We start from the raw sequence: 26,193 nt of genomic DNA on the forward strand, positions 1-26,193 counted from the left end.
AGAAGGGGTCAAGGCCGGTGGCCGGGCAGGTCGACGGGTCCGCCCGGCCCGTGTCGTCGGGCGATCGTGACGTCACACGGGTGCGATGTCGTTCCGCCCCCTCGCGATCGGCGGCGGGGAGTGCAACCGTGGTGGCCGAAATCGTGTCTCAGCAGCCGTGGCCCGACGGTTGCCGGGGCCGGAAGGGCGCGGGCGCGCCGAGGAAAGGGGGGGCGATGAGCTCTTGGGCCGTACCGGGGTACTCCGAGTCCCTGGAACTGGGTTCCGGAGCCGGCGGACGGGTGGTGCTCGCCCTGCACGAGCCGACCGGTGTGCCGGTGGCCGTCAAGTACCTCAGCGAGTCGCTGCGGACGCGCCCCGGTTTCCTGCGCGGCTTCCGCGCCGAGGCGGAACTGCTCGGCGGTCTGCACAGCCCGTACGTGGCCGGTTTCTACGAGTACGTCGAGGGCACCGAGGGCGCCGCCATCGTGATGGAGCTGGTGGACGGCGTGTCCCTGCGGACCCTGCTCGCCCGCCAGGGCCCCCTGACGCCGGAGTCGGCGCTGGCCGTCCTGAAGGGCTCGCTGCTCGGTCTGGCCGACGCCCACCGGGCCGGTGTGGTCCACCGCGACTACAAACCGGCGAACGTCCTGGTCACCCCGGAGGGCGCGTCCAAGCTCGTCGACTTCGGGATCGCGGTGGACGCCGGCCTGAGGGCGGGTGTGGCCGGCACGCCGGCCTACATGGCGCCGGAGCAGTGGACCGGCGCGCCGGCCTCCCCCGCCGGGGACGTGTACGCGGCCACCGCCACGTTCTTCGAGTGCCTGACCGGCCACAAGCCCTATCCCGGCGACAACATGGCCCAGCTAGCGGTGCAGCACGCCGAGGACCCCGTCCCGGTGGAGGAGGTGCCCGAGGCGGTGCGCGCCCTGGTCCGCCGGGGCATGGCCAAGACGGCTGCGGAGCGCCCCTCGGACGCGGCGGCCTTCGTGGCGGACCTGGAGCGGGCCGCCGTGGGGCAGTACGGCGAGGACTGGGAGGAACGCGGCCGGGGACGGCTGGCCGCCCTCGTGGCGTCGCTGCTCTTCCTGCTGCCCTCGGGCCGCACGGAATCCGGTACGAGCACCACCGTCGACGAGGCGCGCACCGTGCTCGGCCCGGACGCCTCCGGCGGGCGGCTGCGCCCGTGGCGGCCCACCGTGCCGGGCGCGGCCGTGGCGGCGGCCGCCGTGCTCGTCGCGCTCCTCCTGGGCCAGGGGGTCGGCCAGGGAGCGGGAGCGGCCTCCCGGCAGGAAACGCAGGCACGGGCCACCACCAGCCCGAGTCAGGTGTCCGACAGCGGCTCACCGCCCCCGGCATCGGCATCGGCGTCGGCGTCGGTGTCCGCGTCGGCCTCGCCGTCGGCCTCCGAGTCCTCCGCCCCGCCCAGCGCCTCGCCGTCGGAGTCGACCTCTGACGGGTCCTCGCCGTCCGCCGCCGCCCCCGACCCGTCGGCCTCCCCGGACGCCTCGTGGACCGCGCCCGCCCCGAGCGACTCGGCGAGCCCGACGAGCAGCCCGTCCCCGTCGCCTTCCCCGTCCGTCGCCACCGCCGTCAAGGACGTCACGGTGTCCGCCTTCCGGCAGACGGGCCCCGCCACCGCGAGCACCACCGTCACGGTCACCGCGGACGGCACGGGTCCCGTCACCCTCACCCTCGCCTGGTTCACGGGCAACGCGGCCGGACAGGCGGGGACGGCGGACGGCAGCGAGTCGTACCGGCGCAGCGGTGCCCGGCAGTACACGCTGACCGTCGACCACACCTTCCAGGGAACCGGCTGCTACTGGACCGTGCAGGCCACCACCAGCCCCGCCGCCGCGGACGGCGGCGCCTCCCAGCAACTTCTGACCCGGGGGTGCCAGCTCCGATGACCAGGCCTGACGAGCACGACGACCGGGACGACTACAGCGCCACCGCCCTGGACAGCTTCTGGGTCGAACGCGGCGAGGACGGCACGACCGTGGTGCACGCCCGGTCCGACGACGCCACGGCGGTGCTGCCGTCCGCGGCCGACGAGCGCACGGCGGTGCTGCCGTCCGGGCCCGACGACCGCACCGCGGTGATCACACCCGCGGCGGCCGACGGTACGGCGGTGCGGGACCCCCGGTCCGCGCACGGGACGGCGGTGGTGGAGCCGGGCCCGGCGGAGCGGACGGCGCCGGTGGGGGTCCGGTCCGGCGGCGGCGAGGTCGTTCCGCGTGGGCGGGTCGACGGGACCGTGCTGCGTTTCGGGCCGGGCGTCACCGCGCGGCCGGGGGCGACCGCGGGATCGGCGTACGGGGTGCCCGCCGTGACGGTGCCCGCCGCGCCGCCGGTCCGGCGGCACCGTCGGCTCCGCAGGCACGCGCTGCCCGCGCTGGTGCTGGTCGCCGCCGTGCTGTTCCTGCTGTGGCGGCAGTACGACGCGCCCGGCCTGTCGGTACGGGGCGTCTCGGCGGCGGCCGCGCAGGACAGCACCGGGTGCGACGCGACGGCGGACGTCGTCGGCGTCGTCCGCACCGACGGTCACGCGGGCCGGCTCACCTACCGCTGGGTCCGCAACGACGGCACCGAGTCCGACGTCCTGCACGCCACGGTCGCCGAGGGGCACCGGCGGGTGCGGGTGCATCTGCTGTGGACCTTCCAGGGACAGGGCCACTACGCGGCGACGGCGGAGCTGCGGGTGTTGTCCCCGGGCGCCAGGACGGCGCGGGCCGCCTTCACGTACGACTGTCCGTAGCGGGTCGGCGGTGGCCGCGGGCGGCGGCCGCGTAGTGACGGGCCAGGGCGTGGAAGGCCTGTTTGGGTTCCCAGTGCCAGTCGGACCGGGGGTCGCCGGGGCGGTCCTGGACGGTCCGGGTGAGGGCGTAGCTCGCCAGGTCGAGGTCGTGACGGGGATCGTCGGCCCGGTGCGGGGCGTCCGGGGTGACGAACTCGTAGGCCATCGCCGCGTACAGGCCCATCGACTCGAAGACCCGCAGCAGGGAGACGAGGTGGTCGGCCTGGGTGCGCTCGCTGCGCACGAGGTGGCCCTTGATCTCGGGCGGCCGCTTGTCGAGGTCGACGACGTCCCAGGCCATGCCGCCGGCCTCGGGGGCGCCCCGGTAGGCGCAGGTGCCGAACTCGGTGACGGCCAGCGGTTTGCCCCGGCGCAGATGGCGGCGGAGTGCGCGCACATGGTCGGCGGGACGCCGGTGGACGGAGTAGTAGTCGATGCCCACCACGTCGAACAGGGACCAGTCGACACGGTCGTCCTCGGCGGCGGCGTAACCGAGGCGGCCGTCGAAGACCGAGCGGGCGGTGCGGGCGGCGCGGGCCGTGAAGGCCTCCAGCCTGCGCTGGGTGACGACGGGGTCGTAGGCGCCGGTCAGGAGGGCGCGGACGCGGTCGAGCACGGTGTCGCCGGGGACGATGCCGGGCACGAACAGCTGGAACTCGCAGCCGACGCTCAGGTCGACGCTCGCCCCCTGACGGCGCAGCCGCTGGGCGAAGCGGCCGGTCTCGGCGAGGTGGTCGAGGATGTCGCGTTGCGGAAGGTCCGCCGGGGTGGGCTGGAGCCATATGTGCAGTCCCTGTTCGGCCGCCTCGCGCGCGGTGGCCTGGAGGCGTTCCACTCCGTCGCCGGTGACGTCGACCGTGTCGGCGTGCAGGTCGCGGCGGACGGCCCGGATGTCGGTGCGCATCCGGTGGGCGTTCCAGGCGGTCGCCGGGGTCTCGCCCTCCCCCACCGTGTAGACGACACCCCGGTGCCGCAGTCCCCGGCGCCCTCGGGCGGCGCGGGCGTCCCCCGCCGGTCCGAGTGCGGCCGCCGCACCGGCCGCCACGGCCCCGCCCAGGAAGCGGGCCCGGCTGATCCCTTCGGTCTTCTCCATGCCCCCACGGTGTCGGGGCGCGGAGCCGCGCGCAGTCGGCCGATGGTCGGTGCCGGTGCGACGAAGGTGGCTGCCTCGGCCGCCGCGCGGGGCCGAAGGGGCGGCCGCGGGGCCGGAAGTCGGCTCGGCGCTAGCCGGACGTCCGGCGGGCCCAGCGCCGCACGACCGGTGCGCAGGTCTCGGCGAAGTGCTCGTAGTCCTCGGGGGTGTTGTAGACGTGGGCGGACAGGCGGAGGTAGCCGAGGCCGTCGAAGCTGGTGAACGCGGCCTCGACGCCCAGTTCGGCGGGTGCCCGGTCGCGGAGGGCGTCGGCCGCGATCCGGCTCGCGCCGAGACCGCCCGGCAGGCGGACGAGGCGCATACCGGGGACGGGCATGCCCACGTCGACCGGTTCGGACGGGGTTCCGGCGGGGGCGAAGGCGTCCGCGACGACCCGGGCGCCGTACTCCGCCAGGTCGTTCATGTAGCGGCGGGCCGTGTCCCAGCCCCAGGTGTCGTCGATGAACCGCAGTGCCGTGGGCGCGGCGAGGGCGCCGGTGGCGTCGAGGGTGCCCTGGTGGTCGAAGCGGTCGGGGAAGGGCTCGGCCGCACCCCAGGAGTCGATCAGCGGGTGGAGGTCGTCCCGCAGGGGGCCGCGGGCGACGAGCGCGGCCGAACCGCGCGGTGCGCAGCCCCATTTGTGCAGGTTGCCGACCCAGGCGTCGCAGTCCAGGCCGGTGAGGGGCGCGGCGAGAAGGCCGGGGGCGTGCGCGCCGTCGACGAGCAGGGTGATGCCGCGCCGTGCCGCTTCGGCGGCCACGCGCTCGACGGGCATCAGCCGGGCCGTGGCGGAGGTGATCTGGTCGAGGACGATGAGCGCGACCTCGTCGTCCACCTCGGCCAGCACGGCCCGGTACGCCTGGTCGGGGTCGGCGGCGAGCGGCACCCGCGCGGTGCGCACCCGGCGGCCCCAGCGGCGGGCGAGCCGTTCGGCACCCATCGTGACGGCGCCGTAGCCGTGGTCGGTGACCACGATGTCCCCGCCGGGCCGATCGGCGAGCGCGGCGAGGACGGCACTGGCGCCGGCGCTGGCGTTGGGGACGAGCGCCAGGTCCTCGGGGTCGGCGCGCAGCAGGCCGGCGATCTCCGTGCGGGCCGCCGCGAGCCGTGCGGGCAGCGTCGCGAACCAGACGACGGGGGCCCGCTCCATCTCGGCGCGCAGGGCGTTCTGCCGTTCCTGGACGACGGCCGGGACCGCGCCGAACGAGCCGTGGTTGAGGTGGCGCAGGCCGGGGTCGAGGGTCCAGGCCGCCGTCGCGGGCCGGCCGTCGGGCAGCGGCAGCGGACGGGGCGCGGTGAGGGCGTGGCCCTCGCTCATGGTGGTCCCTCTTCGCGCTTCGACATCGGTCGGCGGGCCGGGCGTCAGGAGAAGAAGCCCCTGGGTGCGGGCAGTCCGGGGCTGATCGAGGGGCCGCCGGCCATGACGCGGTCCAGGTCGCGCTTGATGCGTTCGGCCTCGCCGCGCACCTGGGCGGGGATGTCGCCGCGCTCACTGACGAGGCGGTGGTAGATCGGCGTGTCGTCGAAGACGGAGAACACGGGTGGCTCTGCTTTCGTGGGCGGTCGGGCGGGCCGACACGGTGGAACGGCTTCGGACACGGCACCGGTCCGGCGGGTGGACCGGCGCTGCCGTGACGTCGCCTGACGGTCCCGCAGCGATACCGGTGTCGGCGACATCATCGCATTGTCCCCGGTTCGGCCCTCGCCGATGACCGTGGATGGCCGTCCGTGACACATCGGAGACTTTGACTCCGGTTTCATGGTGCAGCGATGCCGCAACCATGCGCTAGGCTAAGGCCAAAGCTGAAGGGCGGAACTCCCGTTCCTCGGCGGCGCGTTGGTGGTCCAAGGAAAGACGTCCCGCTTCCTGCGGGGAAATGCAGGTGCAAGGCCTGCCCGGCGCTCGGATACGTACCCCGTACCACTTCCGTGGTACGGGGTACGTGTGTTACTGGCTCAGACCTCGAGGTCGGATTCCAGCGCCCTGAGCCGGTGGCGGGCGAGGGCGAGGTTGCTGCGGCCGCGGTCCAGCGCGAGATACAGGAAGAGCCCGCCGCGCGACCGGGTCAGGGGCCTGATCAAGTGGTACTGCGTACCGAGGGTGATGAGGATGTCCTCGATCTCCTCCTGCAGACCGAGCGACTTCAGCGTCCGCTGCTTGGCCCGGACGACCTCGGTGTTTCCGGCTGCGGCCAGCTCCAGGTCCAACTGGGGCCCGCCGCCCAGGGCACCGAGCGACATCCCGCTCTCGTAGTCGACGAGGGCGACCCCCAGGGCACCCTCGATGCTCATCGCTTCCTTAAGCGTGCTCTCAATGTTCACGCTGGTGCCTCTTTCCCGTACAGACCGACCGGTCTTGATCGCTTACAACGACAGCCAGTGTTATTTCTGGGAGCGTTGATTTCGAACGAGCTCATCTTTGGCCAGTCTTGCGATAGTTGGCAAATAAAGTACTGTGCTCGGCAGGGCAAGCGAAGGGGCAACCAATGGCTCTACTCGAGACGGCCCTCGCCCGAGTTCTGCAGACGCCCGGCATCGCCGGCGCCGCTGTGGTGGACTCGGTGACGGGCCTCTCCTTCGCCTCGCTGGGGGACACGGGCGCGAGCCAGGACGTCCACGACCTCGTCGGCCTCGCCGACGGCGGTCTCCGGCAGGCGGGATGCGCCGACGAACTGGAGAGCATCGTCGTCACCACCGCGAGCACCCACCATGTGACGCTGAACGTCGGCCGGGACCGCGATCCGGTACTGCTGTGCGCGACCGTGGACCGGGACCGGACCAACCTGGCCTGGGTGCTCCAGGACCTCACCCGGCACGCGGACGCCCTGCTGGCATGAGCCGGAACGACGCCGCCGCCGAGAAGTCCCCCGCCCCCCGCAACCTTCCCTCCCTCCTCTCCGGCCTGCACGCGCAGCGCCGCTCCTGCACCGTCTCCGTCACCGGACGTCCCGGTGGCACCCTGCACGTCCGCGACGGCCTGGTGGTCGCCATGGAGACCCCGGGCGCGCCCGGGGCCGAGGCGATCCTGCTCAGGTCCGGCCGCCTCACCGAGGAGGCGTGGACGGCCGTGCGGGCCACGGACAGCACCCACGAGCATCTGGCGCGGGAGCTGGTCGCCGCCGGGCTGATCGGCGCCGGGGAGCTGGAGGTTCTCTGCCTGGGCGCAGTGTTCGACGCGGCCTTCGCCCTCTCCCTCAACCGTCCGGTGGACTGGGAGGTCGGTGATCCCGTCCCCGTGCTGCACGCCGGGGCCGGGGTGCCGCCCGAGCGGCTGGTCGCCGAGACGACGCGCCGCTTCGGCATGCTGGAGAAGGAGCCCGGCGCGATCGCGCGGTCCACCCGTGCCCGTGTCCACCCGACCCCCTCCGCCGGCCTGCCGGAATCCACCGCCCGCCTCTCCCCCCGCCACCTGGACCTCCTGAGCGCCGTCGACGGACGCCGGACACCCCGGGACCTCGCGTTCTCGCTGGGCCGCGGACTGTTCGCCGTCCTGCTCGACCTCCGGCATCTGACCGGGCTGGGACTCGTCGAGTACGCGCCCCCGCCGGGCGCCGCCGGACGCCCGAGCACCGCCCCCCGTACGCCCGCCGCCGCCCCGGCCGCCCCCGCGACGACCGGGCTCCCCCGGCGCCTGCCGCGCCGCACCGGCTCCCAGCCGGACTCGCCGGACTCCCCCGGGCACCTCGCCTGACCCGGCCGGCTGCCCCGTCGCGCCCGTCCACTGTCTCCCCGCCCGCACCGCTCACCAGGAAGAAGACACCATGAGCGACCCCGTGAACGACATCCTCATCTCCCTGCGGGACAAGGTGATGGGTGTCAACGAAACCACCCTCGCGACCGTCGACGGGCTGGTGGTCGCCAGTGACGTCAGCAAGACGCACGCGGAGTCCATGGCCGCCGTCGCCGCGGCCACCCTGTCCCTCGGGCGCCGCCTCGCCGACCAGGCCTCCACCGGCGCCCTGCGCGAGATGAGCGCCCAGTGCAGCGCCGGGCACGTGATCGTCACCGCGGTCGGGGAGCGCGCGCTGCTCGCCGTCATGGCGGACGAGGGCCTGGACCTGGCCGCGTTCCGCCGGGAGATGCCCGCGCTGGTGGCCGAGCTCGGCGGCATCCTGGACGGCGACACCCCGGACTGACGGCCCCCGGTTCACACCGGATCACCTTCGGTCTCCACCTCCCCCGCCCCCTCGGTCCCCGCCACGTCCTCGGGCTCGTCGTCGTCCTCCTCCAGCAGGTAGGGCGGGCGCATCACCACGAGGCGCGACACCTCGTACGACATCTCGGTGACACCGGGATCGGGCGGCGGGTGGTACCGGCCCGCGCACACCGACAGGTTGACGATCAGGTACGCGTTCCACCCGCGGCCCACGCCCCGCCGGTCGACGAACACCTGCCGGCCGTTGACCCACCAGACGACGGACCGTCTGCCGAACTCGACCCTCAGGTCGATCCAGGCACCGGGGCGGATCGCCGGGTCCTGGTAGTAGAGGTTGCTGCCGCGGACGTGGTTGCTCAGCTCCAGGAGATCGGGGTTGTCCGGGTGGTACTCGAAGACGTCGATCTCCTGGTCGCCGTCCCGCCAGGTCCAGATCGCGGGCCAGGCCCCCATCTCGTACGGCAGTCTCACCCGCGCCTCGAGCACGTCACCGGTGCGGACCGTGAAGGCCTCCTCGCTCCCCTCCGTGGTGAGCAGGCCCGCGTTCCACCGTCCGTCGCGGCGACGGGTGGCCCGGAACGTCCCCGTCCGGGAGTAGGCGGGATCCGAGACCAGGTAGTCCAGTTTGTTGTCGTCGGGATTGATCGGTCCGCCGTTCGGATACGCCCACGAACGCCCCGCCACCCACTGGCTGGTGGAGGTGAAGTCCGCGGTGAAGACGGCCGCGGGTCCGCGCCGGGCCGCGGTGGCCTCGGGCGAACGGTCGGATGCGGGATTCTCCATGGCCGGATGCTGCTCCGCATATGTCCAGGGCATGCGGGCGGACGGCGGATCCGCCGGGAGGACTACCCGTGTGAGTGACGGGCCCCGGCGCGTCGCGCCCGCAGTATGAAAATCGACACGGGGAAGGTCGCGCGCTGTGCGCCCGCGTCTCCGACCGGTGCGCGGTCAGGGCCGGCTCGGCCGCAGGCCGCGGCGCTCCCCGGCCGTCATCGCACCCCACACCCCGTGCCGCTCGCCGTGCCGGACCGCCCAGGTCCCGCAGGCGCGCATCACCGGGCAGCTGCGGCAGACCGCCCGCGCCTGCTCGATCTGCCGCCGGGACGGGCCGTCCTCACCGATCGGGAAGAACAGCTCGGGGTCCTCGGAACGGCAGGCCGCCGCCTCACGCCAGTTCAAGGAGGGGAAGGAGTTCATCGGCACCTCCGGCGACCGCTTCGCCGACTCCGCAGGGCGGCCCGGCCGCACGAAGACGCCCTTCGACGCCCTTCGCATCCGGGGACCCGGCGGAGGTAGAAAGAAATATAGGCACTTCGAACCGTTTGGGCCATGGCCCCGGAGTGCGCGATTCCGGACGGTGGGCGGCGACGGGCGCCCCCCGCGGCGACGAGGAGGTCACGGCACCCATGGGACCGGCCGATGCCGGGGGCCGCAGCCCCCGCGAGCGTCTCGGTGAGGGCCTGTTCACCCGGGTCGCCGGGCCGGACGGCGCACGCCACCGGGCCCGGATCCACGGCACGCCCGGCCCGCGCTGGTTCGGACCCGAGCGACCGGTCCGCCGGGTGCACGGGGACGCCTCCATGTTCATCGGCGGTCTGTCCGCGCTGCTCCTGCAGTCGCTGCACCCGCTCGCCATGGCCGCCGTGGCCGCCCACTCGGGGTACCGGGGCGACCCCTGGGGCCGGCTCCAGCGCACGAGCACCTTCCTGGCCACGACGACGTACGGCACCGCCGAACACGCCGAGCGGGCGTGCGCCCGGGTACGGGCGGTGCACGAGCGGGTGCGGGGGGCCACCGCGAGCGGAGTGCCGTACCACGCCTCCGATCCCCATCTGCTCACCTGGGTGCACCTCGCCGAGACGGACAGCTTCCTGCGCGCCCACCAGCGCTACGGCGCGCGTCCCCTCTCCGACGACGAGTGCGACGGCTACGTCGAGGACATGGCCCGGGTCGCCGTGGAGCTGGGCATCCCGGGTCCGCCCCGCAGCAGGGCGGAGCTCACGGAGCGGCTGACCGCGTACCGCCCGGAGCTGGCGGTCACAGCACAGGCCCGGGAGGCCGCGCGTTTCCTTCTGCTGCACCCTCCCGTACCGCTCGTCGCCCGTCTCCCCTACGGGGTGCTCGCCGCCAACGCCGTGGCGCTGCTGCCGCGCTGGGCCTCCGAACAACTGGGACTGCCCCGGATTACCTTGGTCGAGGACGTCTGTCTGCTGCCGCTCGGCCGCGCCACGACCGCGACCATCCGCTGGGCGATGGCACCGGCCCGGCAGCGTGTGACCACGGCCACCGGCTGACCGCGTGACGGAGGGCTCTCCTCCCTCCGCGGGCCGCGCTGCCCCGGCACCCGCACAGACGCGCGAAGACGGTCCCTCCCGCCTCTGGCCCTGGGGGGCTACCCGGCGGTATACAAACTGCGGCGCACAGCACGGCGGCCGTCCGGGCCGTCGGCGCCGGCCCGGGCGGGCTCGGGGGGAGGAGCTGCGATGCAGCACGAGGTACGCGGCGGCGCTTCGGTCGGACGGCGACGCAGAGGGATGACCTTACGTGCCGCACTGGGCGGTTGCGCCCTGGTGGCCGCGTCGGCGGTACCGGCGGCGGCACACGGCGGCGGGGCCGGTGGCGGCGGCGGTGACGGGAAGACACGGGCGTACGTGGCCCTCGGGGACTCGTACACCGCCGGCCCTCTCATCCCCCGGCAGACGGACGCCAACTGCGCCCGCTCCGACCAGAACTACCCGTCGCTCGTGGCCGCGCGGCTCGGCACGACGCCCTTCAAGGACGTCAGCTGCTCCGGGGCGACGACCCAGGAGATGTGGAAGGCGCAGGGCACCAACGGCCCCCAGCTCGACGCGCTCGGGCGCACCACCGACCTGGTGACCGTGCAGGTCGGCGGTAACGACATCGGTTTCGGCACCATCATCGGGACGTGCGCCGGGCTGGCCGCGCAGGACCCGGCCGGCAGCCCCTGCCAGAAGTACTACGGTGCTTCCGGGGTCGACCAGTTGAGCGTCACGATCGCGCGGACGGCGCCCAAGGTGGCGCAGGTGCTGCGGGACGTGCACCGCCGGTCGCCGCACGCGCGGGTGCTCCTCGTCGGCTATCCGGACCTCCTGCCCGACGACGGCGTCGGCTGCGCCCCCTCGGTGCCCTTCGCGGCAGGGGACTTCGCCTACCTCCGGGACACCGAGAAGCGCGTCAACCTGATGCTGCGTCTGGTGGCGTACGCGAGCCGGACGGAGTACGTCGACACCTACGGGCCGACCGTCGGGCACGACATGTGCAAGCCCGCGGCGGACCGCTGGATCGAACCGCTCCGGCCCACCTCCCCGGCGGCACCCGCCCACCCCAACGCCAAGGGCGAGGCCGCCATGGCCGGGGCCGTCCTGCACCGCATCGACCGGGGGTGGCACGACCGCTGACGCGCGCCTTCGGCCGGGCCGGCCCCCGGCGGGCTGCCCACCCGCAGCCGGTTGCCGCCCCCTGGGCGTGTCACACAAGGACAAGAGACGTGCATCCAGGGCCCGTTGGCGGGCCCGGTAGGTCATGATGCCCCGATGGAGCAACGTTTCATCGGGACAGCGGAGTGGGACGGCGGGCGCGTCGGCGTCCTGGACGGCGCCGGCCCCGCCGCGTCGGCCGGGCCGCCCGGGTCGCGCGAGCCGTCCGAGGTCGGCGAGGCGGTCGTCGTGATCGACGTGCTGCGGGCCTTCACGACGGCCGCCTGGGCGTTCGCCGGGGGTGCGGAGCGGATCGTCCTGGCCGAGTCGCCGGCGCAGGCCCGCGCCCTGAAGTCCTGCCACCCGGACTGGCTCACGCTCAAGGACGGACCGCCCGCTCCGGGCTTCGACGCCGTCAACTCCCCCGCCCTCATGCGCTCCCTCGACCTGAGGGGACGCACGCTCGTCCAGAAGACGACCCATGGCACCGTCGGCACCCTCGCCGCCCGCGAGGCACCGCTGCTGCTCTGCGCCGGCTTCACCGTGGCCGCGGCGACGGCCGGCGCGCTGCGTGCGGCCCGGCCCCGGCGGGTGACGTACATGATCACCGGCGAGGGCGGACGCGCCGAGGAGGACCTCGCCTGCGCCCGGTACATCGCCGAACTGACCGCCGGGCGTACGGCGGACCCGGCGCCGTATCTGCACCGCGCGGCCGCCTCCGCCGCCGCGGCAGCCCTCGCCGACGGGGTCCGGAACGGATACCGCGGGATCCATCCGGGGGACACGGCACTGTGCCTGGAGGCGGACGTGCACGACTTCGCGATGGCCGCGGCGGTCGAGGAGGAGTGGGTGATCCTGCGTCGCCGGGAGCGGTGAGCTGCGGGTGACGCAGGCGGGTTCACACCCCTGGGGGTCCTGTGCCGCCCTGGAGGCGTTCCAGGTCCGAAGGGCGTACCTGGATCACCACGATGGCGATCAGGGCGGCGAGGGCGGTGAAGATGGCGGCCATGATGAAGGCGGCCGAGACGCCGGCGGTGAGGACGTGGTCGGACCAGGGGGCGGGGAGTTGGCCGGTGCGCTGGAAGCGCAGACGTTCGGCGGGGGTGGCCTGGGCGAGGAAGGCGGGGATCTGGTCGTTCGCCTCGTTGCGGCTCGCCGTGCCGTACATGGTGACCAGGATGGACAGACCCAGTGAACCCCCCACCTGCTGCGTCGCGTTGAGGAGGCCGGAGGCCGCGCCCGTCTCGGGCGTGGGCACGTCGGACAGGGCCATCAGCGTCAGCGACACGAACTCCATGCCCATGCCCAGGCTGAAGACGAGCATGGGACCGAGAATGCTGCCCGCGTAGGTGGAGTCGACGTCCGTGAGCGTCAGCCAGCTCAGGCCGGCCGCGGCCAGGATCGCGCCGCCGACCATGAAGGGCTTGGGGCCGTACGTCGGCAGGAACCGTGAGGCGAGTCCGGCCCCGACCGCGATGACCGCGCTGACCGGCAGGAACGCGAAACCGGCGGCGAGCGGGCTGAAACCGAGCACGTTCTGGACGAAGAGGGTCAGGAAGAAGAACATGCCGAAGATCGCGGCGGCCAGACAGAGCATGATGCCGTACGTGCCCGCCCGGTTGCGGTCGGCGAACATGTGCAGCGGGGTGATCGGCTGCCGGGAGCGCCGCTCGATCAGGATGAACACCGCGAGGACGACGACGGCCGCGGCGAACGAAGCGAGCGTGAGCGTGTCGCGCCAGCCGTCCTGTCCGGCCCTGATGAAGCCGTAGACCAGCAGCACCATTCCGACGGTGGAGGTGAAGGCGCCCGCCAGGTCGAAGCGGCCCGGGTGGCGCTCGGACTCCTTGATGTAGCGCGGCGTGGCGAGCGCGATGAGCAGGCCGATGGGGACGTTGACGAACAGCACCCACCGCCAGTTCAGGTACTCGACGAGGATGCCGCCGGCGAGCAGACCGATCGCGCCGCCGCCCGCCGAGACCGCCGCGAACACACCGAAGGCGCGGTTGCGTTCGGGTCCCTCGCGGAAGGTGGTGCTGATCAGGGCGAGGGAGGTCGGGGAGGCGATGGCTCCGCCGACGCCCTGGAGGGCGCGCGCGGAGAGGAGTTGACCCTCGTTCTGGGCGAGGCCGCCGAGCAGCGACGCGAGGACGAACAGCAGCACGCCGACGATGAACACCCGCCGTCTGCCGAGGATGTCCCCGGCCCGGCCGCCGAGCAGCAGCAGCCCGCCGAACGTCAGCGTGTAGGCGTTGACGACCCACGACAGGCTGGTGGTGGAGAAGTCCAGGGCGCGCTGGATGTCGGGGAGCGCGATGTTCACGATGGTGATGTCGAGGACCACCATCAACTGACAGGAGGCGATGACCAGCAGCGCCATCGCGTGCCCGCCACCGCCGTTCTGCGGGGCGGTGGTCTCGGTCGCGGGGGTCGGCTGCGGAGCACTGGTCATGACGTCGTGTCGCCCGCCCGAAGCGGGCCCGAGGGAGGTGACCTTGGACGGTGGTGCCCAGGGTCGGATCCACCGTTCGACCGTACGCCCCCGCCCAGACCGTCACCACTCGATCATCCGGGGAGGGGACGGGACGGCACGGGCGGGACGGGACAGGACGGGACCGGATGTGGCCCGGGCCAGGACTCCCCCGCAGTCCTGGCCCGGCCACCGGCCCCCGCGGGTCTGCGCTCCGCGGTTGATCACCAGCATGCGACAGGTACGGGAGGTATGTCGTTGGCACACGGTCCACAACTCGTTGGCACCGCGTCCACAGGGGGCCCGCCCCCCGCTGCCCGCGGTCGGCTTCCCGCGTCCCGCGTCCCGCTTCCGGCCCGGCCTGTGCGGTGCGCGGTCAGGGTTCCGGTGTCCCGTCCACCGGCGCGCGATGCCCCGCCCCCGCCCCGGCCTTCGCGTCCCGTCCGTCCTCGCCCGTGTTCAGGGCCTGCTCGCGCAGTTCGCTGGGCGCGAGACCGTAGGCGGTGCGGAAGGCACGGGTGAACTCGGCGGCACGCAGGAAGCCCCAGCGCGCGGCGACGGCGTTGATCGGCAGGGCGCGCAGGGCGGGGTCGGCGAGGTCGCGGTGGGCGCCGGCGAGCCGCTGGTCGCGGATGTAGGCGGCGATGCCGACGCCTTCGCTCTGGAAGAGGCGGTACAGATAGCTGCGGGAGATGTGGTGGGCCTCGGCGATCCGGGCGGGGGTGAGGTCCGGGTCGGCCAGGTGGCGGCGCACGTGGTCCTTGATGTGCAGGACGAGCGAACGACCGCGGGTCTCCGGCGGCACGCTCGGGTCGGCGTCCACGGCGTGCGCGAACGCGACGGTCACCAGGTCGGCGACGACCGTGCCGAGCCGCGGTGCGTCGGAGGGCCGGTACGACCCGGTGTCGCCGATCAGCTGGCGCAGGAACTGGGCCAGGAGTGCGCCGCTGCCCTCCCGGCCCGAGATGAGGCCGCCCAGGATCCGGTCGACGCGGTGCCCCGGTATGGGCACCAGGGCGCGCGGGATCTCCACCCCGACGATCGTGACGGGATCGGCGCCCGTGGTCACGTCCCAGGACCGCGAGGAGGAGTTGGTGTGGAAGTCGTTGATCCGGTAGACCGCCTGGCGCCGGTCCCATACGGCCGCGCCCTCGCCCTTCAGCAGCAGCGAGAGATGGTACGTCTCGGGGTCGGACTGCCGGACCAGTTTGGCCGTGCGGTGGAACGTGAGGGGGTCCATGGTGGCCGGCCACACGACGACCTCGCCCAGCTCGATCACGCGTTGGTGGCCGCGGTAGCCCTCGGTGTGGTCGGTGCTCAGGCGCATGGGTGCGTGGGTGCTCCGCATGCGCTGAGCCCAGGCGTCGAAACGATCGCGCGGCGGCAGGTCCATCGTCCGGAAGACCGACTCTCGCAGCATCCGAGCAGTCAATCACACAGGTCGCGGCCCCTGTTGAGGGTGGCCCCCGAGCATCCGTCGTCATATTACCGAACCGTAACCTACCGACCAGTACCCACGGTAACCCCCTGGTCGGTACGGTCCTGCCAGTTCGTCCAATAGCGGTCGGGGCTGCGGTCGGGACGACCGGCGCTCCGCGCCGTCCCCCACCCGAGCCGCAGAGGAAGGCTCGGGCCTCCCCTCTCCCCCGGAGGTCCGCCATGCCCGCCCCCACCCGACTGCTCGCCGCGGCCGTGACCGTGGCCGCCTGCCTCGGTGCGACGGCCGTCCCGGCCGACGCAGCCGGTGACACCGCCACGGACGCCGTGGTCTCGCGCGGTGTCACCATCCCCACCTTCTACAACCCGCCCGCCAACCTCCCGTCGGCCGACGGCGCCCTGGTCCGCACCGAACCGCTCCCCCTCGCCCTGAGCCTGCCCGGTGTCGACGGCCCGCTCCCCGGCACGGCGACCCGACTGATGTACAAGTCCACCGACTCCGCCGGCGGTCCCGTCGCGGTCACCGGCGCCTACATCGAACCGACGGCCGCCTGGCGGGGCGGCGGGGCGCGTCCGCTGGTCGTGGTGGCCCCCGGCACGATGGGCCAGGGCGACCAGTGCGCCGCCTCCCTCGGACTGGAGCGTCCGCTCATCGTCAACCTCCAGACCCTGTCGGTCGGTTACGAGAACCTGGCGATGTACCGGCTGCTGGCGCGCGGCGTCGCCGTCGTCGTCACCGACTATCCCGGGCTGGGCTCCACGGACCGGCTGCACACCTACGTCAACCGGGTCGACGAGGCGCACGCCGTCCTGGACGCCGTCCGCGCCGCCCGCTCCCTCGGCGGTACGTCGCTCACGGCCGCCTCCCGGGTCGCGCTGTACGGCTACAGCCAGGGCGGCGGAGCCACGGCGGCCGCCGCCGAACTCCAGCCCTCCTACGCCCCCGACGTCACCCTCGCCGGGACCTACAGCGGCGCCCCGCCCGCCGACCTGGCCGCGGTCACCCGGGCCATCGACGGCAGCGACCTGGCGGGGGCGCTCGGCTGGTCGGTGAACGGGTTCGTGCAGTCCGACCCCAAGCTGAAGCCGATCGCGGAGGCCCATCTCAACGCGGCCGGCAAGGCGGCCCTCAAGGACCTGTCGACCATGTGCGTGGGCGAGGCCCTGCTCGCCTACAACTCGGCCCGCAGCACCTCCTGGACCACCGACGGCAGGTCCATCGGGGACATCATCGAGGAGGAGCCGGCGCTCCAGGCGTTCCTGGCCGACCAGCGCATCGGCCGGCTGAAGCCGGCGTCCCCGGTGCGGCTGGCGACGGGCACCGCCGACAATCTCGTCCCCCACGCCCAGGCACGGGCGCTCGCCGCGGCCTGGTGCGCGAAGGGCGGGAACGTCACGTACAAGCCGGTGGTGCTGCCGGGTCTGGGCCGGGCCCTGCTCAACCACTTCGCCCCTCTGCTCGCCGACCAGGGCGCCGCGATCGCGTGGCTGACCGACCGGCTCGAAGGACAGCCGACGTCGTCGAACTGCGCGACGCTGCCGCTGAAGCCGTGACGCTCCGGGCCGGGAAGCCCGGAGGCCCTGGGCCCGGAGGCCCGGACGCCGGGACGCCCGCAGACCCGGAGACCCGGACGCCCAGACACGGAGGCCAGGACGCCGGGAAGCCGCGAAGCCGGGAGGCTCGGACGCCGGGAAGCCCGGAGACCCAGAAACCCGGAGGCCCGGACGCCCGCAGCCCCGGAGACCCGGACGCCCGGACGCCCGCAGACCCGGAGACCCGGAGACCCGGAGACCCGGACGCCCGGAGATCCGGAGACCCGGAGGCCATGAACGTCACCCGCCGCCGCGGCCTAGGCTGAGGCCATGGTCGAGATCGAGGTGGTGGAGTTGCTGGTGTCGGCCGCCCACCGGTTCGCCGGGCGCCCCTCGGACGGACCGGCGGACGGGCCCGAGGACGAGTCGGTGTCCCGGGTGGAGGTCCGACGGGGTCTGGGGCTGGTCGGCGACCGGTACTTCGGCCGTCCGGCACACCGGGACGCGGCGGTGACCCTCATGGCCGTCGAGAGTCTGCCGGTGGGCCCGGACGGCTCCCCGGGGCTGCGGCAGACCCGGCGGAACGTCCTGCTCAGGGGCGTCGACATCGACTCCTGCGTCGGCTCGACGATCGCGCTCGACAGCGGGGCCGGACCCGTGGTGTTCGCCGTCAACCGGCCGGCCCGGCCGTGCGCCTGGATGGACGTCACGGTCGGGCCGGGGGCACGGCGTGCCCTGCGCGACAAGGGCGGCGTACGGTGCACGCCGTTGTCGGACGGCGTACTGACCGTCGGCCGGGCGACGTTCGAGGTGGTCGACGCACCGCCGGGGGCGGACCCGGGCGGTGCCCGTCAGCCGAGGTGATAGCTGTCGCCGTAGACCTTCCAGTCCAGCGGCGGGTCCAGGTCGAGGTTTCCCTTGCGCAGGAAGACCCGCTGGGCGGTGTCGACGCGGCTGGTGTCGCTGTGCGCCTCCTCCTGCTTCATGGCCCAGACACGCGCGTCGAGGAAGGCGTTGAGGTACGTCGTCTCGTTGCCGCCCTGGGCCGGCGGCTTGGCGCTGCGCAGAGCCCGCTTGCGGATGTTGCGGAAGCTGGTGGAATCGTCGCCGTCGCCGTGCATCACGATCGCGTCGTAGTAGGCGAACTGGCCGAGGGCCCGCAGGCCGTCCGCCTTGCCCTGCTTGACGGCAGGGTTGAAGTAGACCCGGTCGCGCTCGTCGTCCTGCGCCTTCTGGAACGCGGTGTCCTGGGCGGCCTTGCGCCAGTCCTTGGGGTAGTTCGGATCGAGCCCCGCGTGGGAGTCGCTCCCGTCGACCGAGCGGAGGGCCGGGAGGTACTTGGCGAGGACGTTGCCGGGCTTGCGGTCGGTGTAGAGCTGCACGAGGTCGAGCATGTCGCCGGTGCCGGAGCAGAAGCCGATGATCCCGGCGGTGTAGCCGCGGCCGTCGCCGATGTCCTCGATGTACCTGTACTGGGCCTTCCAGTCGAGCGAGGAGTTCTCCGCGCTCGACACCAGTTTCATCGCGATCTCCTTCTTCGCCGGGTCGTCGAGCCCGGCCGCGGTCACGGCGCCCGCCCGGGCCGGGGCGAGCAGCGGGGCTGCCGCCACGGTCCCGGCCAGGGCACCGGTGAGGGCGAGGAAGGTACGGCGGGAGGCGGGAATGGGCACCACAGTGGCTCCAGGGGGTGGGGGGCGAGCGAACTGACAGGAAAGTTTCCTATCAAGTCGCCCGCACAGAAGTAACCCCACCGCAAGCATGTTCGTACGATCGAACGAGCACACTTCCGGCCACTTCCGCTTCCGGGTACGGCAGGCTCAGCCCAGCGTGCCGAGGCGGGCGTCCCGCCACAGGTCGACGCCGGCGTCGGTGGCGTACCGGTCGATCTCGGCGAGCTCCTCCGCGCTGAAGTGAAGGTTCTTCAGCGCCGCCACGTTCTGCTCGAGTTGCTCGGTCCGCGAGGCGCCGATCACCAGGGAGGTGACCCGTGGGTCCCGGAGCGCCCAGGCCAGGGCCATCTGGGCGAGCGTCTGCCCGCGCCGGCCCGCGACCGCGTCGAGGGCACGCAGCCGGCCGACCATGTCGTCGGAGAGCCATGCCGCGTCCAGCGAGGTGCCCCGGGCCGCGCGGGAGTCCTCGGGGACGCCCTGGAGATAGCGCCCGGTCAGCATCCCCTGGGCCAGCGCCGTGAACCCGATGATGCCGACCCCCTCCTCCTGGGCGACGTCCAGCAGGCCGTCGGTCTCGATCCAGCGGTTGAGCATGCTGTACGACGGCTGGTGGATGAGCAGCGGCGTCCCCAGTTCCCGCAGCAGGCCCGCGGCGACACGGGTGCGTTCCGCGTCGTAGGACGAGATGCCGACGTAGAGGGCCTTGCCCTGGCGCACCGCGGTGGCCAGCGCCGACATCGTCTCCTCGAGGGGCGTGGTGGTGTCCAGGCGGTGGGAGTAGAAGATGTCGACGTAGTCGAGGCCCATCCGGCGGAGTGACTGGTCCAGCGAGGCCAGAAGGTACTTGCGCGAGCCGCCGCCCTGTCCGTAGGGGCCGGGCCACATGTCCCAGCCGGCCTTGGTGGAGATCACCAGCTCGTCGCGGTAGGGCCCGAGGTCCCGCTTCATCAGGCGGCCGAAATTGAGCTCTGCCGCGCCGTAGGGCGGACCGTAGTTGTTCGCCAGATCGTGGTGGGTGATCCCCAGGTCGAAGGCGCGCAGCGCGATCTCACGCTGCTTCTCGAACGGCCGGTCGTCACCGAAGTTGTGCCAGTACCCGAGGGACAGGGCGGGGAGGTCGAGTCCGGAGCGGCCGGTTCGGCGGTAGAGCATGCCGTTGTCGTAACGCTCCGGGTGCGCGACGTGGGTCATGGAGGGGTCTCCCAAGAGGTCCGGGGTCACTGGGGCACAGAAAACCACGGATCGAGCCGACCGGGCCTGATCCCGGATGCCCACGGTCTTCGGGCGGCACCGGCCTTCAGGGGGTACCCGGAGCGTCGCCGCGCCAGTCGAAGCGGGTGGTGTCGGTGGGGCGCCGTGCGTACAGGGTGCGGCCGCCGGGGCCGTAGCGGCCTATCTCCGTGGTGAGTTCCACCTCGCCCGGCTCCTGGTCGGCGCGGTCCGTGACGTCGAGCAGCAGGCCGTCCAGCGGGCCGCCCACCAGCTCGGCGTACGCACGGTCCGGGCGGGGGCCCGCGTCGTCGTGATCGGCGCCGTACACCCGGCCCCGCAAGAACTCAGCCTCGTCCATGACCAGCAGCTTGGCACGCCCCACTGACAACGCCCGGCCGGACGGGGCCCCGGAAAGGCTCGCGGGCCGGGCCGGAACGCGGGGCGCACGGGGGCGCACGGGAGCGTTCGCCGCATCGGTGGCGCGTCGACGGGTAGCCCCCTCTCACTCGCACATCGGGGCGTACGGGCTGGGGGACGACCGTGACGGCAGGCGGGCGGGCGCGATTACCGGAGGGCGGGTCGGGGCGGGACCGGCGGCGCCGCGCGGTGCGGGAGCTGCGGGCGGCGGGCCGGGACGGGCCCCGGTTACGGGAGGTGCTGCCCGCGCTGGCCCTGCTGATCGTGGCCGTGTGCGCGCTGGTCGTGGGACTGGTGCTGGTCTCCCGCCGGTTCGGCGCCTGGGCCTGCGTCCCGGTCCTGGCGGTGTGCACGGTCGCCGGTGCGGCGCTGCGGCGCCGCTCGCGGCCCTACGCCCGGCGGCGCGGCGGTCGCTACACCGCGCTGGAGCTGGCGGAGCTGGACATGCCGGCGCTGGTGGTGGCCGTGGCCCGGATGCTGCGGCGGGACGGCTGGCGGGTGCTGCCGCCGCCGCGCCACGACGTGCTGCATCTCGCCGCCCGGGACGGCCGGGGGCGGGTGCTCGACGTGGCGTTCCGTCCGGTGGCGGAACCGCTGCCCGACGAGGACGGGGCCTGTTCCTGCCGGACGCGGCCGGCGGCGCGCGGCTGGGCGGCTCCGGCGCTGCGGCTCGTGGTGCACCGGGGCACGTTCACCCACCGCGACGAGGTGTGGGCCGCGCGCCAGGGCCACACCTATCTGATCGACGGCCCCCGGCTGCTGCTGTGGGCGGGCGGCACCCCGCTGGCCCAGCTCGCGGCGGACGCCTCTCCCCAGCGGTGAGCGGGGCGGCACGACCACCGCCGCCCGGACCCTCGGGGGCCCGGGGCGGCGGTGGTCGGGGAGCCGTCCCCCGGCCCCGGGGCGGCCGGGCCGCCCGGGGTCAGGGGACGATCCGGGTCAGGGCGTCAGCTGCCAGTTCTGGATGTAGCCCACGTCGATCGACGCGCGGTCCTGGACGCGCAGCTTCCAGGTGCCGTTGAGCGGCTGGGCGGAGGCGTTGACGCTGAAGGTCTGGTCGACGTTGTCGGCGGAGCCGCCGCTGCGGTTGAGCAGCGAGTAGACCGTGCCGTTCGGGCCGACGAGGTCGACCGTCAGGTCACCGCGGTAGGTGTGGACGATGTTGACGTAGACCGAGGTGGTGGCGGAGGCGTTGCCGTCGCGGCCGGTGATGGTGACCGGGGACTCGACGGCGGGGCCGTTGTCCGGGATGTCGACCCGGGTGGCGTTGGCGTAGATGTACGCGATCCGCCAGCTGAAGGTGTCCGTGACGGACGCCCCCGTGCTGTCGGTGACCTTGAGGGTCACGTCACCGGTGCCCAGGGTGGTCGGCGTGCCCGAGATCAGACCGCTCGGGCTGATGCTCAGCCCGTCCGGCAGTCCGGTGGCCTCGTAGGTCAGGCCGGCGCCCGAGTTGGTGGTGTAGGCGTCCACCTGGAGGCTGACCGCCTGGCCGATGCCGCTGGTCTGGTCGGCGATCGGGGCGACGTTGACGCCGAGGGCGATCCGGTTGCCGACGTTGATGCCGGCCCAGGCGTCGGCGACGGCGAGGTAGGTCGGGCTGTAGGCGCCGAAGAGGTCGGCGGCGGCCGACAGGGTGGCGGTGCGGGCACCGGCGTAGTTCGTCGACGAGGTCATGTACGTCGTCAGCGCCCGGTACCAGATCGCGGCGGCGTTGGTGATGCCGATGCCGGTCACGGGCCGGCCGTCGGAGGTCGGGCTGTTGTAGGAGACGCCGTTGATCGTCTTGGCGCCGCTGCCCTCGGAGAGCAGGTAGAAGAAGTGGTTCGCGGGGCCCGAGGAGTAGTGGACGTCGAGGCTGCCCAGGGTGGAGCTCCAGCTGTCGCTGGAGGAGCCGTCCTTGGAGGGCTTGTCCATGTAGCGCAGCGGGGTGCCGTTGCCGTTGATGTCGATCTTCTCGCCGACGAGGTAGTCACCGGGGTCGGCCGGGAGGTTCTCGTAGAACTCGACGGCCGCGGCGAAGATGTCCGAGGTCGCCTCGTTCAGGCCGCCGGACTCGCCGGAGTAGGTGAGGTTGGCGGTGGCGGCGGTGACGCCGTGGCTCATCTCGTGGGCGGCCACGTCGAGGGCGGTCAGCGGGTGGGTGTTGCCCGAGCCGTCGCCGTACGTCATGCAGAAGCAGCTGTCCTGCCAGAACGCGTTGACGTAGGAGCTGCCGTAGTGGGCCCGGCTGTAGGCGGCGACCCCGTCGTTGCGGATGCCGTTGCGACCGTAAACCTCTTTGTAGTAGTCCCAGGTGGCGGCGGCGCCGAAGGCCACGTCGACACCGGCGGTCTGGCGGTTGGACGGCAGACCGTTGCCCCAGACATCGTTGTCGTCCGTGAACAGCGTCCCAGTGCCCGAGGTGCCCTGGTTGAGGTCGTACGTCTTGTGCCCGGCGCGGCCCGGGTCGGTGAGCTGGTACGTCGAGCCCGACTGGGTGGTGCCGAGCGGGACCGTGCCGACGTACTGGCCGGTGCCGGTGCCGGTGTGCACCTTCTCCGCGGCCATGATCTGCTTGCCCGTGGTGGCGTCGGTGACGACCTGGAGTTCGCTCGGGGTGCCGTCCTCCTGGACGCCCTCGACGACCGTCTCCCAGGCCAGGACGGGCCTGCCGGTGCCGGCCCAGACGACCAGCCGGGGCGCCTTCTCGGTCTCGGAGCCCTTGACGTCGGCCTTCTTCGAGGCGGCGAGCGCCTTGCCGGTGGCGTTCGAGGCCGAGAGCTTCGGGGTCAGCGAGGGCACCTTCAGGGTGGCTCCGCTCGCCTTCGTCACGGTGGTGCGGCCGCCCTTGTCGTGCACGACCAGGTCACCGCCGAGGACGGGCAGCCCGGCGTAGGTGCGCTCGTAGCGGGTGTGGGTGGTGCCGTCGGCGTCCTTGATGACGTCCTTGACGACCAGCTTCTCCTGTCCGCCGAGGCCGAGCCGCTGGGCGGTCGTGCCGGCGGCGGTCTGCGCGCTCTTGATGAGCGAGGCGCGGCGGGCCGGGGACAGGGCGGTCGGTTCGGCGCCGGCCCGGGGCGTGGCGGTGATCCTGCCGGGGCGGGGGTCGGTGGGTGCCGCGGAGGCGGCGCCGGTCTGCATCCCGAGGGTGAGCAGGGTGCCGGCGGTGGTGAGGGCGATGAGCGAGGCGCGTCTGCGCCGGGGGGTGGCATGGTGTCGCCGGGGCAACGGGTTCTCCTTCGGTGCGACGGTCGGCCTCTGGTGGGGGCCGATGGGGGGTGGGACCGACGGGATGGGCCGGTCCGGAGCGCTGCACGACTGGCGGGTGGAAGGAGGTGGGGGGTGAGGGAGTGGGGGGTGGTCGGGCATCCACCTCATGAGGGGGGTGTGAAGGAACGGTGAATGACCGCAGCAGAGTGGCACTGAGTGCACAGCTTTGTCATGGGAATGTCAAAACTTCGGCCGGAAATGACCATGCCGGGCTGGGCATTCGGCCCGCGGACCGAAGATTTTCAGCCGCACGCCGCGCGGCGCGCTGCGCCGAACGGGTCGCCACTGCTCCGTTCGAGTGGTCGTACAGCGCGCATCGTCGTACGGTCGGTACCGAACTACCCGGGACGCACCCGGTCCCGGGACGGGTGGGCGGGAGCCGACATGCGACACGTCACGAGGACAGCGGTGATGCTCTGTGCGGCGCTGGGACTGACCGCGGCGATCGGCACCGCCTCGGCCACACCGGGCGCGCCGTCGGCCGGGTCGCGGCAGGTGGCCGTGCCGGTCCTGGTGGACTGCTTCTGGCACCCGCAGGTCCGGCCCGGCGCCTTCGTGCTGGCCTGCGGCGACGGCAACAGCCGGCTGACCTCGCTGCACTGGAGCCACTGGGGCACGCGGACGGCACGGGCGAGCGGGGTCAACGTGGTCAACGACTGCGTCCCGTACTGCGCGGCCGGGCACTTCCACCCGTACGCCGTGAAGGTGAAGCTCGACCATCCCAAGCCGTGGAAGAAGCACCCGCGGGTGCAGCACTACAGCCGGATGACCCTCACCTACACCGGGGCCAGGCCGGACCACTTCCCGCGGGTCGTGACCTACCCGCTCTGGAACTGAGCCCCGCTCACTCCATCAGGCCGGCGGCCACCGTCGCGCCCAGTTCCCAGCAGGCCCGCAGGTCCGCCTTGCCGGGTTCCCCGGTGACGGTGACCGGGTCGGCAGCGCTGCGCCAGCCCAGTCCGGTGGTGACGGTCCCGACGGCGCGCACGGCGCCGGTGACGTCGTTGCCGCCGTGGACGTAGTAGCCGAAGGGGCGCCCCCGGGTGGTGTCGAGGCAGGGGTAGTAGACCTGGTCGAAGAAGTGCTTGAGCGCGCCCGACATGTACCCGAGGTTCGCGGGCGTGCCGAGCAGATAGCCGTCGGCCTGGAGGACGTCCGAGGCGGTGGCGGCGAGGGCGGCCCGCCGCACGACCCGTACCCCCTCGATCTCCGGGTCGGTCGCCCCCGAGAGCACCGCCTCGAACATCGCCTGGCAGTGGGGGGACGGGGTGTGATGAACGATCAGCAAGGTGGCCACGCCACCGAACCCTGCCCGCCGGGCCGGCCCACCGCAAGCGCGGGGCACCCGGTCAACCCTCACCCTTCAGTGGTCAAAAAGTCGCGCGGACCTTCGTGTTTCGAACGTCCTTGGGCCAGTCCCGGAGCACGCGGCCCTCATGGCGCACGCGGTCCGTACGTTCGGATGCACCAGCGGGACCGGAGGAGTCCGGGCCCGTGCAACCGGCAGGAGGAGCGCCATGGCGAATGTGGAGATCTCTCTCAAGGAGATGATGACCGCGGTGGAGGGCGCGATGGGGGCCGCCGTCGTGGACTACACGAGCGGGATGGCTTTGGGCACGATGGGCGGCGGCAAGGACCTCGACCTGGCCGTCGCCGCCGCGGGCAACACCGATGTGATCCGGGCCAAGGTCCGCACCATGGAACACCTGGGCCTGAAGGGCGAGATCGAGGACATCCTGATCACCCTGGGCAGCCAGTACCACCTCATCCGGCTCGTCAAGGGCCGTACCGGCAGCGGGCTGTTCATCTATCTCGTCCTGGACCGGGAGCGCTCCAACCTGGCCATGGCCCGCCACCAGCTCAAGCGCATCGAGAACGAGATCGAGGTGTAGCGACTCCACGGTCCCCGGCTCCGCATGCCCACGAATTGAAGATTTCTTCATCTCGACACATCCAGATCAACGCATCACACGGGTGTGCGGAGCCTCCAACCAGGAGGATCGGAGCGGGATCCCGACGCAGGACCACGCGCGGCGGCGTACGACGCCGGGCCGCCGCGCGGGCGGGCCCATCCGGCGAACGCGGCAGGAGCGAGCGATTGACCATGCAGGTCCCCCTCTATCAGGCCAAGGCCGAGTTCTTCCGCATGCTCGGCCACCCGGTGCGCATCCGGGTCCTCGAACTGCTGCAGGGCGGCCCCGTCCCCGTACGGGACCTGCTCACCGAGATCGAGATCGAGCCGTCCAGCCTGTCCCAGCAGCTGGCCGTGCTGCGCCGCTCCGGGATCGTGGTGTCGATCCGGGAGGGGTCGACGGTGAGCTACGCGCTCGCCGGCGGCGACGTGGCCGAACTGCTGCGGGCGGCCCGCCGGATCCTCACCGAACTCCTCGCGGGCCAGAACGAGCTGCTCGCCGAGCTGCGCCAGGCGGACCCGCCGCTGCCGGTGCCGCAGGGCGGTGGCCGACGGGTGTGAGCCGGGCCTCGCCCTGCTCCCGGCAGCACATCCACACCGTCATCCGCACACCCAACAGCGGCGACCACGGTGTGGACCTGTTCGGGCTGCCCCTGGAGAACGACCACCGGGACCACCGGCTCCCGACCGAACACCAGAGCGCCATTCGAACGAAACAGACCAAAACGCCACGGTCCGCCACCCCTTCCGCCAGGGAGAAATGTCTACCAGCATGCATGTGCCGAGTCG

General features: G+C 73.0%; 27 protein-coding genes. 14 read left to right on the plus strand and 13 right to left on the minus strand.

Going from position 1 to position 26,193, the window contains the following annotated elements:
- The first annotated feature begins 215 nt into the window (after window positions 1-215).
- Together AQJ58_RS24010 and AQJ58_RS24015 are read left to right on the plus strand one after the other, a co-directional pair.
- Complete coding sequence (locus AQJ58_RS24010) at window positions 216-1,889, plus strand: serine/threonine-protein kinase (protein ID WP_067253255.1); 1,674 nt, start codon at window positions 216-218, stop codon at window positions 1,887-1,889.
- Window positions 1,886-2,737 (plus strand): hypothetical protein, encoded by an 852-nt coding sequence (locus AQJ58_RS24015; protein ID WP_067253257.1) that lies wholly within the window; start codon window positions 1,886-1,888, stop codon window positions 2,735-2,737. Before AQJ58_RS24010 ends, AQJ58_RS24015 begins: the two co-directional genes overlap by 4 nt.
- Here AQJ58_RS24015 and AQJ58_RS24020 read toward each other — a convergent pair.
- From AQJ58_RS24020 to AQJ58_RS24030, 4 genes are all read right to left on the minus strand, one after another.
- The gene (locus tag AQJ58_RS24020) at window positions 2,718-3,869 is read right to left on the minus strand and encodes a glycoside hydrolase family 113 protein (RefSeq protein ID WP_067253259.1); all 1,152 of its coding nucleotides are present in this window, start codon (window positions 3,867-3,869) and stop codon (window positions 2,718-2,720) included. The genes AQJ58_RS24015 and AQJ58_RS24020 overlap by 20 nt on opposite strands.
- Before the next feature lie 130 nt (window positions 3,870-3,999).
- Window positions 4,000-5,226, minus strand: coding sequence for an aminotransferase class V-fold PLP-dependent enzyme (locus AQJ58_RS24025; RefSeq protein WP_067253261.1), 1,227 nt, complete (start codon window positions 5,224-5,226; stop codon window positions 4,000-4,002).
- A 44-nt stretch (window positions 5,227-5,270) separates the two neighbouring features.
- Window positions 5,271-5,447, minus strand: coding sequence for a hypothetical protein (locus tag AQJ58_RS43915; protein WP_199844660.1), 177 nt, complete (start codon window positions 5,445-5,447; stop codon window positions 5,271-5,273).
- 417 nt (window positions 5,448-5,864) lie between these two features.
- The gene (locus AQJ58_RS24030; RefSeq protein WP_067253263.1) at window positions 5,865-6,230 is read right to left on the minus strand and encodes a hypothetical protein; all 366 of its coding nucleotides are present in this window, start codon (window positions 6,228-6,230) and stop codon (window positions 5,865-5,867) included.
- A 164-nt stretch (window positions 6,231-6,394) separates the two neighbouring features.
- On the opposite strand from AQJ58_RS24030, the gene AQJ58_RS24035 reads away from it, so the two are divergent.
- The 3 genes from AQJ58_RS24035 (at window position 6,395) to AQJ58_RS24045 (ending at window position 8,044) form a co-directional block, all read left to right on the plus strand.
- On the plus strand, window positions 6,395-6,745 hold the full coding sequence (locus AQJ58_RS24035) for a hypothetical protein (RefSeq protein WP_067253265.1): 351 nt from the start codon (window positions 6,395-6,397) through the stop codon (window positions 6,743-6,745).
- Window positions 6,742-7,599 (plus strand): DUF4388 domain-containing protein, encoded by an 858-nt coding sequence (locus tag AQJ58_RS24040; RefSeq protein ID WP_067253267.1) that lies wholly within the window; start codon window positions 6,742-6,744, stop codon window positions 7,597-7,599. The genes AQJ58_RS24035 and AQJ58_RS24040 overlap by 4 nt, the downstream gene beginning before the upstream one ends.
- A 70-nt stretch (window positions 7,600-7,669) precedes the next feature.
- Window positions 7,670-8,044: a roadblock/LC7 domain-containing protein gene (locus AQJ58_RS24045; RefSeq protein WP_067253269.1), complete on the plus strand. Its 375-nt coding sequence runs from the start codon at window positions 7,670-7,672 to the stop codon at window positions 8,042-8,044.
- A gap of 11 nt (window positions 8,045-8,055) precedes the next feature.
- Here the strand turns inward: AQJ58_RS24045 and AQJ58_RS24050 are convergent, their stop codons facing one another.
- Both AQJ58_RS24050 and AQJ58_RS24055 read right to left on the minus strand, forming a co-directional pair.
- Complete coding sequence (locus AQJ58_RS24050; RefSeq protein WP_067253271.1) at window positions 8,056-8,847, minus strand: LamG domain-containing protein; 792 nt, start codon at window positions 8,845-8,847, stop codon at window positions 8,056-8,058.
- Window positions 8,848-9,012: 165 nt separating this feature from the next.
- Window positions 9,013-9,261: a WhiB family transcriptional regulator gene (locus AQJ58_RS24055; RefSeq protein ID WP_324613810.1), complete on the minus strand. Its 249-nt coding sequence runs from the start codon at window positions 9,259-9,261 to the stop codon at window positions 9,013-9,015.
- A 209-nt stretch (window positions 9,262-9,470) separates the two neighbouring features.
- Between AQJ58_RS24055 and AQJ58_RS24060 the strand changes: the two genes are divergently transcribed.
- From AQJ58_RS24060 to AQJ58_RS24070, 3 genes are all read left to right on the plus strand, one after another.
- Window positions 9,471-10,358, plus strand: a complete 888-nt coding sequence (locus AQJ58_RS24060) for an oxygenase MpaB family protein (RefSeq protein ID WP_067253273.1) — start codon at window positions 9,471-9,473, stop codon at window positions 10,356-10,358.
- Window positions 10,359-10,547: 189 nt separating this feature from the next.
- On the plus strand, window positions 10,548-11,483 hold the full coding sequence (locus AQJ58_RS24065; protein WP_067253275.1) for an SGNH/GDSL hydrolase family protein: 936 nt from the start codon (window positions 10,548-10,550) through the stop codon (window positions 11,481-11,483).
- Window positions 11,484-11,618: 135 nt separating this feature from the next.
- Window positions 11,619-12,377 carry a 2-phosphosulfolactate phosphatase gene (locus tag AQJ58_RS24070; RefSeq protein ID WP_079079142.1) on the plus strand — a complete coding sequence of 253 codons (759 nt, stop codon included), beginning with the start codon at window positions 11,619-11,621 and terminating at the stop codon, window positions 12,375-12,377.
- A 22-nt stretch (window positions 12,378-12,399) separates the two neighbouring features.
- On the opposite strand, the gene AQJ58_RS24075 is transcribed toward AQJ58_RS24070, so the two are convergent.
- On the minus strand, window positions 12,400-13,881 hold the full coding sequence (locus AQJ58_RS24075) for an MFS transporter (protein ID WP_067253502.1): 1,482 nt from the start codon (window positions 13,879-13,881) through the stop codon (window positions 12,400-12,402).
- Between the two features lie 466 nt (window positions 13,882-14,347).
- Window positions 14,348-15,391, minus strand: coding sequence for a helix-turn-helix domain-containing protein (locus tag AQJ58_RS24080; RefSeq protein WP_067253278.1), 1,044 nt, complete (start codon window positions 15,389-15,391; stop codon window positions 14,348-14,350).
- A 239-nt stretch (window positions 15,392-15,630) separates the two neighbouring features.
- Between AQJ58_RS24080 and AQJ58_RS24085 the strand changes: the two genes are divergently transcribed.
- Window positions 15,631-16,962 carry an alpha/beta fold hydrolase gene (locus AQJ58_RS24085; protein ID WP_067253280.1) on the plus strand — a complete coding sequence of 444 codons (1,332 nt, stop codon included), beginning with the start codon at window positions 15,631-15,633 and terminating at the stop codon, window positions 16,960-16,962.
- A 309-nt stretch (window positions 16,963-17,271) separates the two neighbouring features.
- Window positions 17,272-17,805 carry a molybdenum cofactor biosysynthesis protein gene (locus AQJ58_RS24090; protein ID WP_067253282.1) on the plus strand — a complete coding sequence of 178 codons (534 nt, stop codon included), beginning with the start codon at window positions 17,272-17,274 and terminating at the stop codon, window positions 17,803-17,805.
- Here AQJ58_RS24090 and AQJ58_RS24095 read toward each other — a convergent pair.
- The 3 genes from AQJ58_RS24095 to AQJ58_RS24105 form a co-directional block, all read right to left on the minus strand.
- Entirely contained in the window at window positions 17,793-18,611 is an 819-nt protein-coding gene (locus AQJ58_RS24095; RefSeq protein WP_324613811.1) for a chitosanase, read from the minus strand. The genes AQJ58_RS24090 and AQJ58_RS24095 overlap by 13 nt on opposite strands.
- 147 nt (window positions 18,612-18,758) lie before the next feature.
- Window positions 18,759-19,802 carry an L-glyceraldehyde 3-phosphate reductase gene (mgrA, locus tag AQJ58_RS24100; RefSeq protein WP_067253285.1) on the minus strand — a complete coding sequence of 348 codons (1,044 nt, stop codon included), beginning with the start codon at window positions 19,800-19,802 and terminating at the stop codon, window positions 18,759-18,761.
- A 106-nt stretch (window positions 19,803-19,908) separates the two neighbouring features.
- Entirely contained in the window at window positions 19,909-20,181 is a 273-nt protein-coding gene (locus tag AQJ58_RS24105; protein ID WP_067253506.1) for a hypothetical protein, read from the minus strand.
- A gap of 182 nt (window positions 20,182-20,363) precedes the next feature.
- On the opposite strand from AQJ58_RS24105, the gene AQJ58_RS24110 reads away from it, so the two are divergent.
- Window positions 20,364-21,062, plus strand: coding sequence for a hypothetical protein (locus AQJ58_RS24110; RefSeq protein WP_067253287.1), 699 nt, complete (start codon window positions 20,364-20,366; stop codon window positions 21,060-21,062).
- A gap of 117 nt (window positions 21,063-21,179) precedes the next feature.
- On the opposite strand, the gene AQJ58_RS24115 is transcribed toward AQJ58_RS24110, so the two are convergent.
- The gene (locus AQJ58_RS24115) at window positions 21,180-23,450 is read right to left on the minus strand and encodes a M4 family metallopeptidase (RefSeq protein ID WP_067253289.1); all 2,271 of its coding nucleotides are present in this window, start codon (window positions 23,448-23,450) and stop codon (window positions 21,180-21,182) included.
- Between the two features lie 426 nt (window positions 23,451-23,876).
- Here AQJ58_RS24115 and AQJ58_RS24120 point away from each other — a divergent pair, with 426 nt between their 5' ends.
- A complete protein-coding gene (locus AQJ58_RS24120) occupies window positions 23,877-24,329 on the plus strand; it encodes a hypothetical protein (RefSeq protein WP_067253291.1) in 453 nt (150 codons plus the stop codon).
- Window positions 24,330-24,336: 7 nt separating this feature from the next.
- On the opposite strand, the gene AQJ58_RS24125 is transcribed toward AQJ58_RS24120, so the two are convergent.
- A complete protein-coding gene (locus AQJ58_RS24125; RefSeq protein WP_067253293.1) occupies window positions 24,337-24,789 on the minus strand; it encodes a flavodoxin family protein in 453 nt (150 codons plus the stop codon).
- A gap of 220 nt (window positions 24,790-25,009) precedes the next feature.
- On the opposite strand from AQJ58_RS24125, the gene AQJ58_RS24130 reads away from it, so the two are divergent.
- Together AQJ58_RS24130 and AQJ58_RS24135 are read left to right on the plus strand one after the other, a co-directional pair.
- The gene (locus AQJ58_RS24130) at window positions 25,010-25,384 is read left to right on the plus strand and encodes a roadblock/LC7 domain-containing protein (RefSeq protein ID WP_055633293.1); all 375 of its coding nucleotides are present in this window, start codon (window positions 25,010-25,012) and stop codon (window positions 25,382-25,384) included.
- A gap of 212 nt (window positions 25,385-25,596) precedes the next feature.
- On the plus strand, window positions 25,597-25,965 hold the full coding sequence (locus AQJ58_RS24135) for an ArsR/SmtB family transcription factor (protein ID WP_067253509.1): 369 nt from the start codon (window positions 25,597-25,599) through the stop codon (window positions 25,963-25,965).
- Window positions 25,966-26,193: the final 228 nt, after the last annotated feature.

The organism is Streptomyces sp. DSM 15324, assembly GCF_001514285.1.
GTDB lineage: Bacteria > Actinomycetota > Actinomycetes > Streptomycetales > Streptomycetaceae > Streptomyces.